The sequence below is a fragment of the Duganella sp. Root336D2 genome (genome assembly GCF_001425005.1).
GTDB lineage: Bacteria > Pseudomonadota > Gammaproteobacteria > Burkholderiales > Burkholderiaceae_D > Rugamonas.
In genome coordinates this window covers 441,843-457,806 of record NZ_LMDB01000012.1, presented here as the reverse complement: position 1 = coordinate 457,806, position 15,964 = coordinate 441,843, and the positions used below count along the sequence as shown (strand labels likewise).

Sequence of the window (15,964 nt, the reverse complement as noted above, 5' to 3'; positions counted from 1 at the left end):
GGAGGTGACTTGGACTCCAGCTACGATATCGCGCCCGATGAGCTGGAAATACTCATCGTGGAGGACAGTCCGACCCAGGCCGAGCGCCTGCGGCGGCTGATCAGGTCCTCGGGCTACCACGCCCGGGTGGCCGCCAACGGTAAACTGGCCCTGGGCGAGATCCACGAACACAAGCCGCATCTGGTCCTGTCCGACATCGTCATGCCCGAGATGAACGGCTATGAACTGTGCCGCGCCATCAAGGCCGACCCTGCCCTGCGCGACATCCCGGTCATCCTGGTCACCTCGCTGACCGATCCCAAGGACATCATCCGCGGCATCGAATGCGGCGCCGATAACTTCATCCGCAAGCCCTACGCCGAAGACTACCTGCTGAACCGCATCGGCCAGATGCTGGTCAACCAGAAGCTGCGCAAGAATTCCAGCATGGAGGTCGGCATCGCCCTCTACCTGGGCGACCAGAAGCACTTCATCAACGCCGAACGCCAGCAGATCCTCGACCTGCTGATTTCGACTTACGAGCAGGCGGTGCAGGTCAACAGCGAGCTGCAGGCGCGCGAACGGCAGGTGATCGAACTGAATATGCGCCTGGCCCACCATGCGGGCGAACTGGAAACCATCAACCGCGAAATCGCGCTGAAGAACCTGGAGCTGGCCGAAGCGAGCCGCATGAAGTCGGCCTTCATTGCCAATATGTCGCACGAGCTGCGCACGCCGCTGAACGCCATCATCGGCTTTACCGGCGCGCTGCTGATGAAGCTCCCCGGCCCGCTGACCGATGAACAGGATCGCCAGCTCAACACCATCCGCAACAGCGCGCGCCACCTGCTGTCCCTGATCAACGACATCCTCGATGTGGCCAAGATCGAAGCGGGCAAAGTTACGCTGACGGTGGAGCCGGTGCAATGCCAGCAGCTGATGGGCGAAGTGGCCGATACCCTGCGCCCGCTAGCCGGACAGAAGGGCCTGGAGGTCCTCATTGAAATGCCGCAGCAGCCGATCACCCTGCAAACCGACCGCCGCGCACTGGCGCAGATCTTGATCAACCTGGCCAACAACGCCATCAAGTTCACCGAGAAAGGCATGGTCAAACTGGCGCTCAGGCAGCGCACCGACGACGAGCAGGCGGTGATCACGGAGTTCAGCGTGACCGACAGCGGCAGCGGCATCAAGCAAGAAGACCAGGCCAAGCTGTTCCTGGCGTTCTCGCAACTGGATAGCACCTCGACCCGGCATGCGGAAGGCGCTGGCCTTGGCCTTTACCTGAGCCAGAACCTGGCCAACCTCCTCGGCGGTTCGCTGTTCTTCAGCAGCGACTTTGGCAAAGGCAGCACCTTCACGCTCGCACTCAAATGTCGGCACGCATCCTGATCATCGAAGACAACCAGGCCAATATGGACCTGATGACGTACTTGCTGCAGGCTTTCGGCCATCGCCCCTTGTGCGCCACCGACGGTGAAACGGGTGTGGCGATGGCCATCAGCGAGAAACCCGACCTGATCCTGAGCGACCTGCACCTGCCCAAGCTGGATGGCCTGGGCGTGGTGGCGCGGCTGCGCGCCGAGCCGGCCACGCAAGCAATCCCGGTCCTGGCTGCCAGCGCCCTGCCCGTCACCGACGGTTGCGCGGCCTTGCGCCGCGCCGGTTTTTCCGGCTGCCTGCCAAAATCGCTGGAGCCGGACGTCCTGATTCCGGCACTGGAGTCCTTCCTGCCTGCGCACCTGCGTTCCGGCAGCGCGCCGCCTGCACCCGCGCCTGCTGCCGCGCAGCCCGACGCCGCGCCGCCTATGGCGCCGGCCGCGCGAGCCCACGTGCTGCTGCTCGACGCCGCACCCGAGAATGCCGGCCTGGTCGCTGCCATCCTGGCGCATAGCGGCTACACGGTCAGCACGGTATCCAATCCGATGGATGCCGGCGCCCTGATGGGCGGCCACTCCTACCACCTGGTGCTGTGCGAACTGGGAATGCTGGAGGCTGGCCGACTGTCCTTCCTGAGGGATGCACTGGAAATGGCTCCCGGCCTGCCAGTGCTGGTGATTCGTCCCGACGACGAGGATGACCTGGGTGGCTTGGGAGCGGGCCGCCGCCGCCGCTTGCTATCACACCCGCTCGACCCGCAGCAACTGGTCGCCGCAATCGAGGCGCTGCTGCACGATTAAGGGTTTCCCTCACTTGAAATGATAATGATTCGCATTTATGATTGCGCATTTTTCAACTTTATCAAACCAGTTCAATGCGCAATCATGTCTTTTTGGCTGCCGGCCTGCTGGCTGCCGCCTTGCCCGCTGTAGCGGATGAAAACCTGTTCGGCTATGTCCGCGGCTCCGAAGTCCTGCCAAAAGGCAGCGGCGAGTTTTACCAGTGGGTCACCCAGCGCAACAACAAGGGCACTGGCCATTACCGTGCGCTCGACACCAAGACCGAAGTCGAATACGGCGTAACTGACCGCTTCCAGGTATCGGCTGAAGTGAACGGCCTGGCCGTCAAGAGCCAGGGCCTGCTGATCAACGGCTACCTGCCGAAAGACATCGACTCCAACCTGCGCCTGCAGGGCTTTGAAGTCGCCGCCAAATACAACTTCCTCAGCCCGGCCAAGGACGATTTCGGCCTGTCCGCCTACACCTCCGTCGAATATGGCCGCCTCGATGTGCATTCGGGGCAGCGCAAGCGCGAACTGGAATTCGAAGCGCAGCTGCAGGCACAGAAATACTTCCTGGAAGGCCAGCTGACCTGGGTTGGCAATATCGGCCTGCGCGCCGCGCACGAAAAACGCAAAGCGATTGCGGACCTGCCGGAAGATTTCGAGTGGCCTGCCGATCCTGAGATGGAAATCTCGACAAAGATCGGCACCGGCCTGTCCTACCGTTTCGCGCCAGGCTGGTATGCCGGTGTGGAAGCGCTGTTCGAAAACGAGTACGAAACCGAAGTTGGCCAGGAACGCTGGTCTGTTTTCGGCGGTCCTTCGCTGCATTACGGCGGCAAGCAATGGTGGGCGACCCTGACCGTGTTCCGCCAATTGCGCGGCGGCGGCGAGCGTTACGACGGCCAGCCGGCAAAACAGCTGCATCTGATCGAGCGCACCAAAAACGAGCTGCGCCTGAAGGTCGGCTACAACTTCTAAGGAGCCCACCATGAGTGCACATCGCTGGAATGCCTTGTTCCTTCCCGTTGCGGTGCTGGCTGGCCCTACCGCATACGCTACCGACTACCTGACGGTGGCGCAGGCGCAGGAACAGTTGTTTCCAGGCGCCCAGTTCAGCGAGCAGGCGCTGAAGTTCAGCAGCGAGCAGCGCGACCGCATCAAGGCCGCTGCCGGCGTGCGCCAGCGCAACGACGAAATGAAACTGTGGCGCGCCGAAAAGAACGGCAAGCTGCAAGGCTGGCTGATGGTCGATGAAGTGATCGGCAAGCACGAGTTCATTACCTACGCCACCGCCATCGGGGCAGACGGCAAGGTGCTCGGCATCGAGATCATGAGCTACCGGGAAACGCATGGCGGCCAGGTGCGCGAGCAATCGTGGCGCAAGCAGTTCACGGGCAAGTCAGTCTCCGATCCTTTCAAACTGGACCAGGATATCCAGAACATCAGCGGCGCTACCCTGTCGTGCCGCAATGTGACGGATGGCGTCAAGCGCCTGCTGGTGATCCAGCAGATGTTCCTCAAGGCGTGATGGGCGTCGTACGCCGCATGCGCCCTGCACTGGGCACTTTCGTCGAGGCGGGTGCCAGCGCCAGCGCGGGCCTGCCCGCCCTCGACGCGGCGTTCGACAGCCTGGCGCTGGCACAACAGCGCTGGAGCTTCCAGGACCCGTCCAGCGAGCTGTCGCGCATCAACGGCAGCAATGGCAACTGGGTGGCCGTGCATGGCCATACCGTGCGCCTGCTGCACCTTGCACGCGGTCTGATGCTGGCCAGCGGCGGCTATTTCGACTTTACCGTCGGCGGCGCGCAAGTAAGGCGCGGCAGCCTGCCCGACCATGGCGGCTTGCCGGCGCTGGAGCGCGGTTCGGCGCAGGATGTGGAGCTGCGTCCGGGCGCAGTCCGCCTGCGGCGCCCGGTGCGCCTGGTGCTGGATGGGATTGCCAAGGGTTTCGCCGTCGACCTCGCGTGCCGTGCGATGCGCGGCGCAGGCGCCCCCACCGGCTGGGTCAATGCCGGCGGAGATATCCGCGTCTTCGGCGACATCGAATTGCCGCTCGCCCTGCGTGGCGAGGATGGCGGCGTACAGCCTTGCGGCGTGCTGCGCAACGCTGCTTTCGCCAGTTCGCAGGTGGCCGCTGTGCCCAGCGATTCCTTCCCTTCAGACATTATCGGTCCCATCGGGCTGGCGCCGCAACAAGGCGTCTGGTCGGTACTGGCCCGCAGCGCGTGGCGCGCCGACGCATTGACCAAGGTGGCCGCCATCGCACCTGGCGATTCACGCAAGCAGCTGCTGGAACGCCTGCGAGGACGATTGGCATGAAAGGCTATCCGCATTGGTTCCTGCGAGCACTGATAGGCGCAATGCTCTTGATGCTGGCCACCGGCTTGCTGCTGGCGCCCGGCACCCTGGTCATGCGAGCCGAGATGGACCTGCCCTGGCGGCTGCCTGGCGGCGCACGCGTTTACACCGCCATGCTGCATGCGGCCGGCGGCTTCGGCCTGGCGGCATTTACCGGATCTTTATGGAGCCTGCATATGCGTGCAGGCTGGCGCCGCAGGAAGCATCGCGGCAGTGGCTTGTTCCTGGGTTCCTTGCTGGTGCTGCTGTGCATGAGCGCAGTAGCGGTCTACTACCTGGGCGAAGAACAAGCGGGAACGATCGCAGCGCTGCTGCACCTGTTATTGGGTGTCGTCCTGCTCGGCCCATTCGGCTGGCACTGGCTGCGCGGATACCGCAGCCGCCATCACCATGGTCCGGCGCGTTAAGCCAGCACCAGCCAACCCAGCGCAAGCAGGCTGAACACTGCGGCTGCCATGCCCAGTGTGTTCTCCGAGCGCTCATCGGCGCTGGTCAGCTTCCAAAGAAATTTCAGCATTCTTGTCCCCAACCGCGTCCCAACGCCATGCAGCCGTCAGGCCTGCCTGCAAGTAATCGAGGAAGAGGCGAACCCGAAGCGGCAAGTTGCGGCCGTGCGGCAAAATCGCCTGCAGCGGCGCGGCTGGCATGCTGTGCTGTGGCAACAGGCGCTGCAAGCGCCCGGCCAGCAGGTCATCGCCTACATCCCAGATCGATTTTACTACCAAGCCAGAACCTTGTAGCGCCAGTGCGTGCGCGGCCTGGCCGTCATTGGTGAGGAAGGTGGCCGCCACGCGCACGCTGGCCGATTCCGTGCCTTCGAAGCGCCAATCAGCCCGACTGCTGTCGCCGATCAGGATGCAGCGATGCGCGCTTAGCTCAGCAGGACGTGCCGGTGTGCCATGCTGTGCCAGGTAGGACGGTGCGGCGCACAGTACGCGAAAATTCGGGGCCAGCCTGCGCACGACGAGGTTGGGATCTGCCACGTTGCCGAAGCGAATCGCCATATCCTGGCCGGTTTCCAGCAGGTTCACCACGGTATCGGTCAATTCGAGCTGCACTTGCAGGGCGGGATGCCGGCGCTGGAAACCGGCAACAATCGGCACGATATACTGCCGCCCCAGTTCAGCGGGAGCACTCAGGCGCAGCAGGCCCTCCACCTCGCGCCGGCTATGCGTGAGCAGGGACTCCGCCTGTGCCACCTCCTCCAGGATGCGCAAGACACGCGCATGGAACATTGCGCCCTCGGATGTCAGCGTCTGGCGCCGGGTGGTGCGCTGCAAAAGCCGCAGGCCGACGTTTTTCTCCAGTTGCGCCAGGCGCTTGCTCACCACCGATAGCGGCAGCGCGAGTTCGCGTGCGGCGGCAGACATGCTGCCTGCGGCAACAATCTGCGCAAAGGCCCTTAGCGCAGGCAAGTCGTCTAGCATCGTCATTCTCCGCGAATTGGAAAATATGTATTCGTTGTCAGGCGCTATTTTAGCGATTCCCAAGCGGATAGCATGAGATCCTTTCCACAGGAGATAATATGAAACACGCTACTGCCCTGCTGTTGGCCGCGTTCGCGATGACCGCCTCGCACGCCGCGCCGGACCCGCAACTGGTCCGCCCGCGCACGCAATTCGTCGATCCCTCGCTGCCGGCAGCACTGGCTGAAGCCAGCGTACTCGCAGCCCGCCGCTATGCATCGTTCTGGAACAGCGGCGACGAGGCAATGGCGCGCGCCGCGCTGGCGCCCGGCTTCACCGACCGCACCCTGCCGCCCGGCCGCGCCCAGGGCTTGCCGGGCCCGCTGGCCGCTTCCGCCTTCGTGCGCGGCGCCGTACCCGATATGCGCGCCGACATCAAACAGTTGATCGTCAGCGGCGACCGCGCAGTCGTGCACCTGCGCTTTCGCGGCCATTTCACCGGCAGCTTCAAAGGCGTGCAAGGCAGGGGACAGGCGATCGACTTCATCGCCACCGACATCTACCGCATTGCCGGCGGCCGCATTACCGATAACTGGCACATCGAAGACAACCTCGCCTTCCTGCGCCAGCTCGGGGTGCTTGCGGACTAAGCCAGCAACTGCAAGCGCGCACCGGACGGCAGGCCGGGGAAAGTCCGAGCCAGCGCGCTATCAGGCAGGCGCAGGTGGCGCTCGGCGACATGGGCCAGCACGTGGCGGAAATCGGTGGTGACCGGCAAGTCGCGCCCTTCGTTCAACTGGGCGTCGGCCAGGCCTTTCCATTCGCCGGCCACCTTGCCGCCCTGGACTTTCCCGCCCAGCAGCCACATGGCGTTGCCATGGCCATGGTCGGTGCCGCGATTGCCGTTTTCGCGCGCGGTGCGGCCGAATTCGGACATCACCACGATCACCGTATCGTCGAACAGCGGGCCAAGGCGCTGCGCCAGGGTTGCCAGCCCTTGCCCGAGCGGCTGCAGCCGGTTGGCAAGCTGCCCGGTGCCAGCGCCCTGGTTGGCGTGGGTGTCCCAGCCGCCCAGTGCAATGAAGGCGAGCTGGATATTCTGGTTATTGCGCATCAGCGTGGCGAGCCGGCCGGCATCGTCGGGGAAGCCGTTCGGCAGCGGGGCGCCATTATCGGCGGCCTGCATTTCGGACATGATGCCGCTGTTGGCCGCGGCCATCACCTCTTCATGGGCCTGGCGGCCGGCCTGGTACACCTTGCCATAGCGCTCATTGCCGGCATACAGCGCGTCGAAGGCTTTCGCAATCTGCGGCCGGTCGAGCGGCGTGGATCGCGTGCCGGCCGCGCCGTTGGCCAGGTTGGTGGCCGGCAGCGCACCGGAAAGCACGCGCGGCATCACAGGCCCGATGCTGAGCGCCCGCGTCGGCGTGGTGTCGCCCGGCAGGGCGCCCAGCAGGCGGTTCATCCAGCCATCCTGCGTGCTCTTCACCCCCGGCGTGGCCGATTCCATATAGTCTTGCGCGTCGAAGTGGGAACGGCTGGCATCGGGCGAACCGCTGGCGTGCACGAAAGCCAGCTTCTTCTGCTCCCACAGCGGCATTAGCGGTGCCAGCGCGGGGTGCAGGCCAAAGTAGCCATCCAGGTTCAGCGCGCCGTCCTCGGCGCCCGGTTTGGCCAGCGCGATATTCGGGCGCAGGCGCGCATATTCGGGGTCGGACACCGGGGCCACCACGTGCAAACCGTCCACCGCGCCGCGCAGCATGACAACGATCAGTTTTTTCGCGGTCGGCGAGGTGCTGCCCGGCGCCATGGTGGCTGCCCAGGCATCGGGGCCGAGCGGCAGCAGCAGGCCGGCGCTGGCGGCAAAGGCATTCAGGAATTGGCGTCGTTGCATGGCGCGCTCCGTTAGCGTTGCATGAAATCGGGGCTGCCGAGCAGCATGGCGGCACGCAGGTGCTCGTTGCTGCCGGCGACGGTGGCGGCGGTCTGCCTGGATACCGACGTGCCGAGCGCCTCCTGCACCTTGTCGGCATCGGCGCCGGCAGAAAGCGCCAGCGCGTAGCTGATGCGGCGGCTAAGGCCATCCGGATTAAGCCAGGCGCCTTCGGTATTCTTGTAGCCGTCCGGCGTCTGGCAGCCGTACAGCGGCATGCCGAGGCGGTTCAGGATGCCCACCAGCGGCTTCACTTCGGGCAGCGGCATGGCGGCCGCGCGCGAGGCGGAGACCACGTACTGGTACGGCGTCTTGAACTTGGCGCCGGCGTACTGCTGGTCCATGAATTCCGGGCTGGCAAACAGGGTGCGCAGCACGGCGCGGATATCGCCCTTGCTGGCGATCCAGCCCTGCGCCATGCGCTCCACCAGGGCAGGCGGCGGCTGGTCGGCCACGAAATACTGCGCCAGCTTGCGGCTGATATTGCGCGCGGTGGCCGGATGCACCGCCAGCACGTCCAGCGCATACTCGCCTTCGGCCTCGCCGCGCGCGCTCACCGGCTTGCCCAGCCAGGTCTTGGTGCCGTTGTCGTGGCGGCGCGGATCGAACGCAAACCGGGCATCGCGCTTGGGACGGTAGGTCCAGCCGGTCAGCATGCGCGCCAGTTCGGTCACGTCCTTCTGCGTATAGCCGCCGTCCACGCCCAGCGTGTGCAGCTCCATCAGCTCGCGCGCATAGTTTTCATTCAGGCCGCCGGCCTTCGAGACCCAGTTATCCAGGTAGAACAGCATGGCCGGATGATGGGCCGTGGCGCCCAGCATCTGGCGGAAGGAGCCGAACACGTATGGACGGATCGCGTCGCGCTCATAGCTGGTGACCAGCGCGCGATCCTGCCCTTTGCCCGAAAATACGTTGAAATGGTTGTACCAGAAGTCAACCATCACTTCTTCCAGCTGGCGCGGGCTGTCGATGGCGCGCAGCAGGCGGGCTTCGGCGGCTTCAGACGCCATCTGCTGCACCACCTCGCGGCGCTCGCCTTTGTCGCCATTTCGTGCTTCCTGGAATCGTTCCAGCGCGTCGCCGGCGCTCAGTTGCAGCGTTTCCAGCTTGTCCAGCCGCTGGGCCAGCTCCACGGGCAAGGGCGGCGGCTTGAGTTGCTCATCGATATAGGCTTGCACGCCGGCCTGGCGCACCCGCTCGATGTCGCCAGGCCGCGGCCCGTATGCCAGCCGGTTCAGGACATGGATAGCAGCCTGCTCGCCAGCCAGCGGCGCCGCCCACAGGGCAGCTTGGGGTAGCGCCGCTAGCACGGCGCCGAGTATCCAGCCTCGCATGATGTCGTCCCAATACAATGATTCGCAGAGCTTTCTTTATACGCTAGGCGCCGAATTGAGGGCAAAGACTCCTTTGTATCAGGATGTTAATAGTTTGATTTGTATGCTCTAATTCACGTTGCGCAAAATGAAAGGACGGCATGAAGAGATATCAGGTCCCGCTATCGGTGGTGGCCATGCTGGCGCTAAGCGCCTGCGGCATCACCGGACCGGCGAACAAGGTCGCGGCGGATGCGCCGCAACAATGGCAGGCCCCGCTGCCGCATAACGGCAGCACCGGCGAACTGGCTGATTGGTGGCAGCGCCAGTCCGACCCGCTGCTGGTGCAATTGATTGAAGCCGCCCAGGCGGCCAGCCCCACCATTGCCAGCGCCCAGGCGCGCTTTGCCGCAGCCAGCGCCGAGCGCACCGCCGCCGGCGCCGCCCTCGCCCCTTCGCTGACCGGCGTATTGACGTCAACCCGCATGAGCCAGCAGTCCGCCAGCGCGCCAAGCAATACCACCACCCAGCTGCTGGCCCAGGCCCAGTGGGAAATCGACCTGTTCGGCGGCGGCCGGGCGCGCCGCAATGCCGCCATCGCGCGCCATGAAGGCGCCCAGGCGGGCTGGCACGAAGCCCGCGTCAGCGTGGCGGCTGAAACGGCCAACCAGTATTACAGCCTGCGCGCCTGCGAAAAGCTGTCGACCGTGGCCCGCATGGACGCAGCATCGCGCACCCATACCGCGCGCCTGACCGACATCACGACCAAGGCCGGCTTCCAGTCGACGTCGGCCAACGCCCTGGCCCGCGCCAGCGCCGCCGATGGCAATAACCGTGCAGTAGCCCAGCGCGCCGCCTGCGACAGCGAATTGAAAGTGCTGGTGGCGCTGACCGCCATCGCGGAACCGGACCTGCGCGCGCGCCTGGCCGACAGCGCGGCCAATGCCGTGCTGTCACCGGCCGCCGGCGTCGCCATCGATTCGCTGCCGGCCCGGTTGCTGGCCCAGCGCCCGGACGTGTTCAACGCCGAACGGGAAGTGGCGGCGGCCAGCTACGACGTCGCCAATGCGCGCGCCGAGCGCCTGCCGCGCCTGGGCCTGTCCGGCTCCGTCGGGCGCGGCCGCCTGCATGCCGAAGGCCAGGACATCAGCGCCAATGTCTGGACCATCGGCCCGCTGCAAATGACCCTGCCGATCATCGACTGGGGCGTGCGCCGCGCCAATGTGGATGCTTCACGCGCCCGTTACGACGCCGCCGTATCGAGCTACAAGGCCAGCGTGCGCCAGGCCGTGTCCGAAGTTGAACAGGCGCTGGTGGCGCTGCAAAGCACCCAGGAACGCGCCGGGGATGCCCAGACCGCGCTGGAAGGCTACCGCATTTTCTTCACCGCGACCGAAGAACGCTACAAGAACGGGCTGGCCAGCCTGCTCGAACTGGAAGACGCCCGCCGTACGCGGCTGGCCGCAGAAAACACAGTGGTGAACCTGGAGCGCGAACGCAGCGCCGCCTGGATCTCCCTGTACCGTGCAGCAGGCGGCGGCTGGACCGCACCCGCAGCGCAATGAGACTGGATAATCTATGAAACCACTGCACCGCACTCCCTCCGCCGTCGCCGCCATCGCCGTTGCCGCCGCCCTCGCCGCCCTGGCGCAGGCGCCTTCCGCCATGGCCGAGGACAAGAAACCGGCCACCGCCAAGCCCGCGCTGACCGTCAGCACCGTTCGCCCGCAAAAAACCAGCCTGCCGATCCGTCTTACCGCCAACGGCAACGTCGCCGCCTGGCAGGAAGCCATTATCAGCAGCGAATCGAACGGTTTGCGCCTGTCCGACGTCAAAGTCAACGTCGGCGATGCAGTCACCAAGGGCGAAGTGCTGGCCGTGTTTGCACCGGAAACCCCGCAGGCGGAAGTGGCGCAGGCCAAGGCCGCGCTGATGGAAGCGGAAGCCGCCGCGGCGGAAGCCAAGGCCAACGCCGACCGCGCCCGTTCGATTGAAGACACCGGCGCCTTGAGCGCCCAGCAAATCAGCCAGTACACCACGGCCGAAGCCACCGCCAAGGCGCGCGCCGCCTCCGCCAAGGCCATGTTGGCCTCGGCCGAACTGCGTTTGCGCTACACCAGGGTTGTCGCGCCCGATGCGGGCGTGATCTCGGCCCGCAGCGCCACCGTCGGCGCGGTCGCAGGCCCCGGCACCGAATTGTTCCGCATGATCCGCCAGGGCCGCCTGGAATGGCGCGCCGAAGTCACCGCGGCCGACCTGCGCAACGTCAAGCTCGGCGGCAGCGCCGTGGTGAAGGCCGCCAACGGCAGCGAACTGACCGGCAAGGTGCGCATGGTGGCGCCGACCATCGACCCGCAAACCCGCTCGGCCCTGGTCTACGTCGACCTGCCGCCGAACAGCGGCAAGCAGGCGCCATTCAAGGCAGGCATGTTCGCTTCCGGCCAGTTCGAGCTGGGCGCCTCCGATGCGCTGACCGTGCCGCAGCAGGCGATTACGGTGCGCGATGGCTTCAGCTACGTGTTCCGCCTGAACCAGGACCAGCGCGTGAGCCAGGTCAAGGTGCAGCCGGGCCGCCGCATCGGCGAGCGCATTGAAGTGCTGTCCGGTTTGGCGCCCGACGCACAGATTGTGGCTGCCGGCGCGGGCTTCCTGAATGACGGTGACCTGGTGCGCAATACCGGCGCGCCAGCCCAGGCCTCGACGCCGATCAAGCCGGCACGCTAAGGAGGCGCCGTGAATTTTTCAGCCCTCTCAATCAAACACCCGGTTCCGGCAATCATGCTGTTCATCCTGCTGTCGCTGGCAGGCTGGATGGCCTACCGCGCCAATCCGGTGCAGGACTTCCCGGACATCGAACTGCCGATCGTCACCGTTTCAGCGTCCCTGCCGGGGGCCGCCCCTGCCCAGCTGGAAACCGAAGTGGCGCGCAAGATCGAAGATTCGGTCGCTACGCTGCAAGGCGTGAAGAATATCTATGCCAAGGTGCTGGACGGCACCGCCACCATTACCGTCGAATTCATCCTCGAGAAGAACCTGTCCGACGCCGTCAACGAAGTGCGCGATGCGGTCACCCAGGTGCGTGCCGACATGCCCGGCGAGATGCGCGACCCGGTGGTAAGCAAGGTTTCCACCGCAGGCCGCGTGATCCTGGCTTTCAACGTCACACCGAAAGAAGGCACCAAAGTCGACGACGCGGACCTCAGCTGGTATGTGGATAATGCCGTCGCCAAGAAGCTGCTGTCGGTGCAGGGCGTTGGCGCGGTCAAGCGGGTCGGCGGCGTGAGCCGCGAAATCCGCGTCGAGCTCGATGACGAACGCATGGCAGCGCTGCGCGTATCGGCGCTGGATGTGTCGCGCATGCTGCGCCAGGTGCAAAAAGAAGCGCCGGGCGGGCGCGGCGACGTCAGCGGCGCCGAGCAATCGGTACGCACCATCGCCACCGTAAAAAGCGCGCAGGAACTGTCGCAGATGGATATTCCGCTGGGCGACGGCCGCCATATTCGCCTCGAGCAGGTGGCCAACGTGACCGATACGATTGCCGAGCCGCGCTCCGAGGCATCCCAGGACGGCAAGCAGGTCGTCGCCTTCGAAATCTTCCGCACCAAGGGCGCCAGCGAAACCCAGGTCGCCGCCGACGCGCGCGCCGCAGTGGAAGAGCTGCGCAAGGCGCATCCGACCATCGACATCACGCAATCGATCGACAACGCCGAACCGGTGGCCGAAAACTTCTCCGGCTCGATGGAACTGCTGTACGAAGGTGCCATCCTGGCCGTGCTGGTGGTGTTCTGGTTCCTGCGCGACTGGCGCGCTACGCTGGTGGCCGCGTCCGCGCTGCCGTTGTCCGTGCTGCCGGCCTTCCTCGGCATGTACTGGATGGGCTTCACGCTCAACACCGTGACCCTGCTCTCGCTGGCGCTGGTGGTCGGCGTGCTGGTGGACGACGCCATCGTGGAAATCGAGAATATCGAACGCCACCTGCACATGGGCAAGACACCGATGCAGGCAGCCATGGAAGCGGCCGACGAAATCGGCATGGCGGTGATCGCCACCACCTTCGCCCTGGTGGCCGTGTTCCTGCCGACCGCCTTCATGGGCGGCATTCCCGGCAAGTTCTTCAAGCAGTTCGGCTGGGCCGCAGTGCTGGCGGTGCTGGCTTCGCTGGTGGTGGCGCGCCTGCTGACGCCGATGATGGCGGCCCACCTGCTGAAAGCGACCGACAAGGCGCAGCAGGAAGACGGCTGGATCATGCAGCGCTACATGAAGACCATGCGCTGGTGCCTGAACAATCGCGGCAAGACCGCACTGGCGGCAGGCGCCTTCTTCATCGGCTCGATCATGCTGGTAGGCCTGCTGCCGACCGGCTTCGTGCCGCCGGCCGATCGCGGCCAGACCATGGTCAACCTGGAACTGCCGCCGGGTTCCACGCTGGCCGAGACCCGCGCCATTGCAGAACGTGCACGCCTGGCCATCATGGAAGTGAAGCCGGTGACCAATGTGTTCAGTTCCATTGGCGGCGGTTCCTCGGGCGATGCGTTCGCGCCCGGCGCCGCTGCCGAAGCGCGCCGTGCCGTGCTGACCATCACTACCAGGCACCGCAACGACCGCAAGGAATCGATGCCGCAGATCGACGATATGATCCGCGAGAAGCTGTCCGCCCTGCCCGGCGCCCGCTTCACAGTCGGTCCGCCGGATACCGGCGTGAAGATGCAGCTCGTGCTGCGCTCGGAAGACCCGGTGGCGCTGATTGATTCGGCGCGCAAGGTCGAGCGCGACCTGCGCACGCTGCACGGCATCGGCAACGTGACCTCCAGCGCCTCGCTGGTGCGTCCTGAAATCATCGTGCGTCCCGACTTTGCCAGGGCCGCCGACCTGGGCGTAACCGCCAACGCCATCGGCGAAACGGTGCGCGTGGCGACCGCCGGCGATTACGACTTCGAGCTGACCAAGATGAACCTGGCCGAGCGCCAGGTGCCGATCCGCGTCAAGCTGCCGGACAGCGTGCGCGCCGACCTCGATGCCATCGGACGCCTGACCGTTCCCGGCCGCAACGGCCCGGTCATGCTGGCCAATGTCGCATCCATCACGATGGATTCGGGACCGGCACAGATCGACCGCCTGAACCGCAGCCGCAATGTAACGCTGGACGTGGAACTGGGCAGCCGCTCGCTGGGTGAGCTGGACGAAGAAGCACGCCAGCTGCCTTCAATGAAAAACCTGCCGCCAACCGTGACCCGCGCTGAACTCGGCGACACCCAGGAGATGCAGAACCTGTTCGCCAGTTTCGGCATCGCCATGCTGATCGGCGTGCTGTGCATCTATGGCGTGCTGGTGCTGCTGTTCCACGACTTCCTGCAGCCGCTGACCATCCTGGCCGCGCTGCCGCTGTCGATCGGCGGCGCCTTCGTGGCACTGCTGGTGACGCAGAAAGCGCTGTCGATGCCGTCCATGATCGGCCTGATCATGCTGATGGGGATCGTGACCAAGAATTCGATCCTGCTGGTCGACTATGCGATCCTGGCGCGCGCCGACGGCATGAGCCGCTTCGATGCGCTGGTCGACGCCTGCCACAAGCGCAGCCGCCCGATCCTGATGACCACCATCGCCATGGGCGCCGGCATGATGCCGCTAGCCATGGGCTGGGGCGCCGACCCGAGCTTCCGCTCGCCGATGGCGATTGCGGTGATCGGCGGCCTGATTACTTCAACCCTGCTGTCGCTGCTGGTGGTGCCGGCCGTGTTCACCTATGTGGACGATGCAGAGCACCTGCTCAAGCGCATCGTCCACAAGGTACGCAAGCATCAGAAGCACGCACCGGCACCCGTTGCCGAATAAGGAGCCTGCCATGAAAGTCCGCGCCATCGAAATTGCTCCCGCCCGTGTCGCCTTCCTGCGCCACACCGGCCCCTTTGGACCGGCATTGGGCGAATTCTGGCGCGGCGTCGTGGCGCCCTGGATGCGGGACAACGGCCTGCTGGGGCGGGTCACTTATGGCGTAGCGATGGATGATCCCGGCAATACGCCGCCGGAAAAATGCCGCTACGACGCCTGCGTCGAAATCGGCCATGATGACCCGGCGCCGCCGCCGGCGGCGCTGGCCACCATTCCCGGCGGGCGCTACGCGGTGGCCGATTACTACGGCGACCCGGCCGGCATCGGCGAAGCGTGGCATGCCTTCTACAGCGAGGGCCTGCCCTCAGCGGGGCTGGCAAGCCGCCCCGGCCCCTGCTTCGAACGCTATGCCGCCGACTTCCGTGCAGATCCGGAAACAGGTGAATTTGCCTGCGAACTGTTCATCCCGGTCGACTAAGGAAAGAATGTCATGAGCGCCCAGCCAGGCCACGACGGCGACCACCTGCGCTTCCACCGCGAGCATGAACACCTGAGCAAGACGTTTGGCGCGGACACCTTCGGCCTGAAAGCGGAAGCCTTCGCCCGCTTCTTCGGTACCCCGCTATTCCTGGGGGCACAGACTATCATTGTCGCGCTGTGGATCGGCGCCAACATATGGGGCTTCGCGCATTTCGACCGCTACCCCTTCATCCTGCTGAACCTTGCATTCAGCCTGCAGGCCGCCTACGCGGCGCCGCTGATCCTGCTGGCGCAGACCCGCCAGGCCGAGCGTGACAAAGCCCATAATGATGCCGACGCCCGGCACCGGGAAGCGCTGGCGCAGCAGGCGGCGCGCCATACGGCACAGATGATGGAGCTGCTTCGCCAGAATACCGAGTTGACCGAGACCACCAAGCAGCTGGTCGAACGCATAGACAAGCTGACTGCTGAAGTGCACGGCCACCTTCTGCATTAGGCGGCG

15 protein-coding genes are annotated in these 15,964 nt (G+C 65.3%); 12 read left to right on the top strand and 3 right to left on the bottom strand.

Translation table 11 applies throughout. The annotated features are described in order from the left end of the window. The first annotated feature begins 9 nt into the window (after positions 1-9). The 6 genes from ASD07_RS12190 (at position 10) to ASD07_RS12165 (ending at position 4,908) form a co-directional block, all read left to right on the top strand. Positions 10-1,371, top strand: a complete 1,362-nt coding sequence (locus ASD07_RS12190; RefSeq protein ID WP_055930031.1) for a hybrid sensor histidine kinase/response regulator — start codon at positions 10-12, stop codon at positions 1,369-1,371. Next, positions 1,353-2,159, top strand: coding sequence for a response regulator (locus ASD07_RS30100; protein ID WP_082507278.1), 807 nt, complete (start codon positions 1,353-1,355; stop codon positions 2,157-2,159). The genes ASD07_RS12190 and ASD07_RS30100 overlap by 19 nt, the downstream gene beginning before the upstream one ends. Before the next feature lie 74 nt (positions 2,160-2,233). Then, positions 2,234-3,121 carry a DUF6662 family protein gene (locus ASD07_RS12180; protein WP_055930029.1) on the top strand — a complete coding sequence of 296 codons (888 nt, stop codon included), beginning with the start codon at positions 2,234-2,236 and terminating at the stop codon, positions 3,119-3,121. A 10-nt stretch (positions 3,122-3,131) separates the two neighbouring features. After that, positions 3,132-3,671: an FMN-binding protein gene (locus ASD07_RS12175; protein WP_055930026.1), complete on the top strand. Its 540-nt coding sequence runs from the start codon at positions 3,132-3,134 to the stop codon at positions 3,669-3,671. Next, positions 3,671-4,462, top strand: coding sequence for an FAD:protein FMN transferase (locus ASD07_RS12170; RefSeq protein ID WP_055930023.1), 792 nt, complete (start codon positions 3,671-3,673; stop codon positions 4,460-4,462). Before ASD07_RS12175 ends, ASD07_RS12170 begins: the two co-directional genes overlap by 1 nt. After that, positions 4,459-4,908: a hypothetical protein gene (locus tag ASD07_RS12165; RefSeq protein ID WP_055930020.1), complete on the top strand. Its 450-nt coding sequence runs from the start codon at positions 4,459-4,461 to the stop codon at positions 4,906-4,908. Before ASD07_RS12170 ends, ASD07_RS12165 begins: the two co-directional genes overlap by 4 nt. Before the next feature lie 72 nt (positions 4,909-4,980). On the opposite strand, the gene ASD07_RS12160 is transcribed toward ASD07_RS12165, so the two are convergent. Then, a complete protein-coding gene (locus ASD07_RS12160; protein WP_055930017.1) occupies positions 4,981-5,934 on the bottom strand; it encodes a LysR family transcriptional regulator in 954 nt (317 codons plus the stop codon). 92 nt (positions 5,935-6,026) lie between these two features. Here ASD07_RS12160 and ASD07_RS12155 point away from each other — a divergent pair, with 92 nt between their 5' ends. Continuing rightward, a complete protein-coding gene (locus tag ASD07_RS12155) occupies positions 6,027-6,557 on the top strand; it encodes an ester cyclase (protein ID WP_055930013.1) in 531 nt (176 codons plus the stop codon). Here ASD07_RS12155 and ASD07_RS12150 read toward each other — a convergent pair. Next, on the bottom strand, positions 6,554-7,801 hold the full coding sequence (locus ASD07_RS12150; protein ID WP_055930010.1) for a DUF1501 domain-containing protein: 1,248 nt from the start codon (positions 7,799-7,801) through the stop codon (positions 6,554-6,556). The genes ASD07_RS12155 and ASD07_RS12150 overlap by 4 nt on opposite strands. 11 nt (positions 7,802-7,812) lie before the next feature. After that, the gene (locus tag ASD07_RS12145) at positions 7,813-9,174 is read right to left on the bottom strand and encodes a DUF1800 domain-containing protein (RefSeq protein ID WP_055931792.1); all 1,362 of its coding nucleotides are present in this window, start codon (positions 9,172-9,174) and stop codon (positions 7,813-7,815) included. A gap of 140 nt (positions 9,175-9,314) precedes the next feature. Between ASD07_RS12145 and ASD07_RS12140 the strand changes: the two genes are divergently transcribed. The 5 genes from ASD07_RS12140 to ASD07_RS12120 are packed head-to-tail and all read left to right on the top strand — an operon-like array spanning position 9,315 to position 15,958. Next, positions 9,315-10,718 (top strand): efflux transporter outer membrane subunit, encoded by a 1,404-nt coding sequence (locus ASD07_RS12140; protein WP_055930007.1) that lies wholly within the window; start codon positions 9,315-9,317, stop codon positions 10,716-10,718. A gap of 13 nt (positions 10,719-10,731) precedes the next feature. Further along, on the top strand, positions 10,732-11,877 hold the full coding sequence (locus ASD07_RS12135) for an efflux RND transporter periplasmic adaptor subunit (RefSeq protein WP_055930004.1): 1,146 nt from the start codon (positions 10,732-10,734) through the stop codon (positions 11,875-11,877). A 9-nt stretch (positions 11,878-11,886) separates the two neighbouring features. Then, the gene (locus tag ASD07_RS12130; protein WP_055930001.1) at positions 11,887-14,985 is read left to right on the top strand and encodes an efflux RND transporter permease subunit; all 3,099 of its coding nucleotides are present in this window, start codon (positions 11,887-11,889) and stop codon (positions 14,983-14,985) included. A gap of 10 nt (positions 14,986-14,995) precedes the next feature. Further along, positions 14,996-15,460, top strand: coding sequence for a GyrI-like domain-containing protein (locus ASD07_RS12125; protein WP_055929999.1), 465 nt, complete (start codon positions 14,996-14,998; stop codon positions 15,458-15,460). 12 nt (positions 15,461-15,472) lie between these two features. Continuing rightward, positions 15,473-15,958 (top strand): DUF1003 domain-containing protein, encoded by a 486-nt coding sequence (locus ASD07_RS12120; protein WP_055929996.1) that lies wholly within the window; start codon positions 15,473-15,475, stop codon positions 15,956-15,958. The last annotated feature ends 6 nt before the right edge of the window (positions 15,959-15,964 follow it).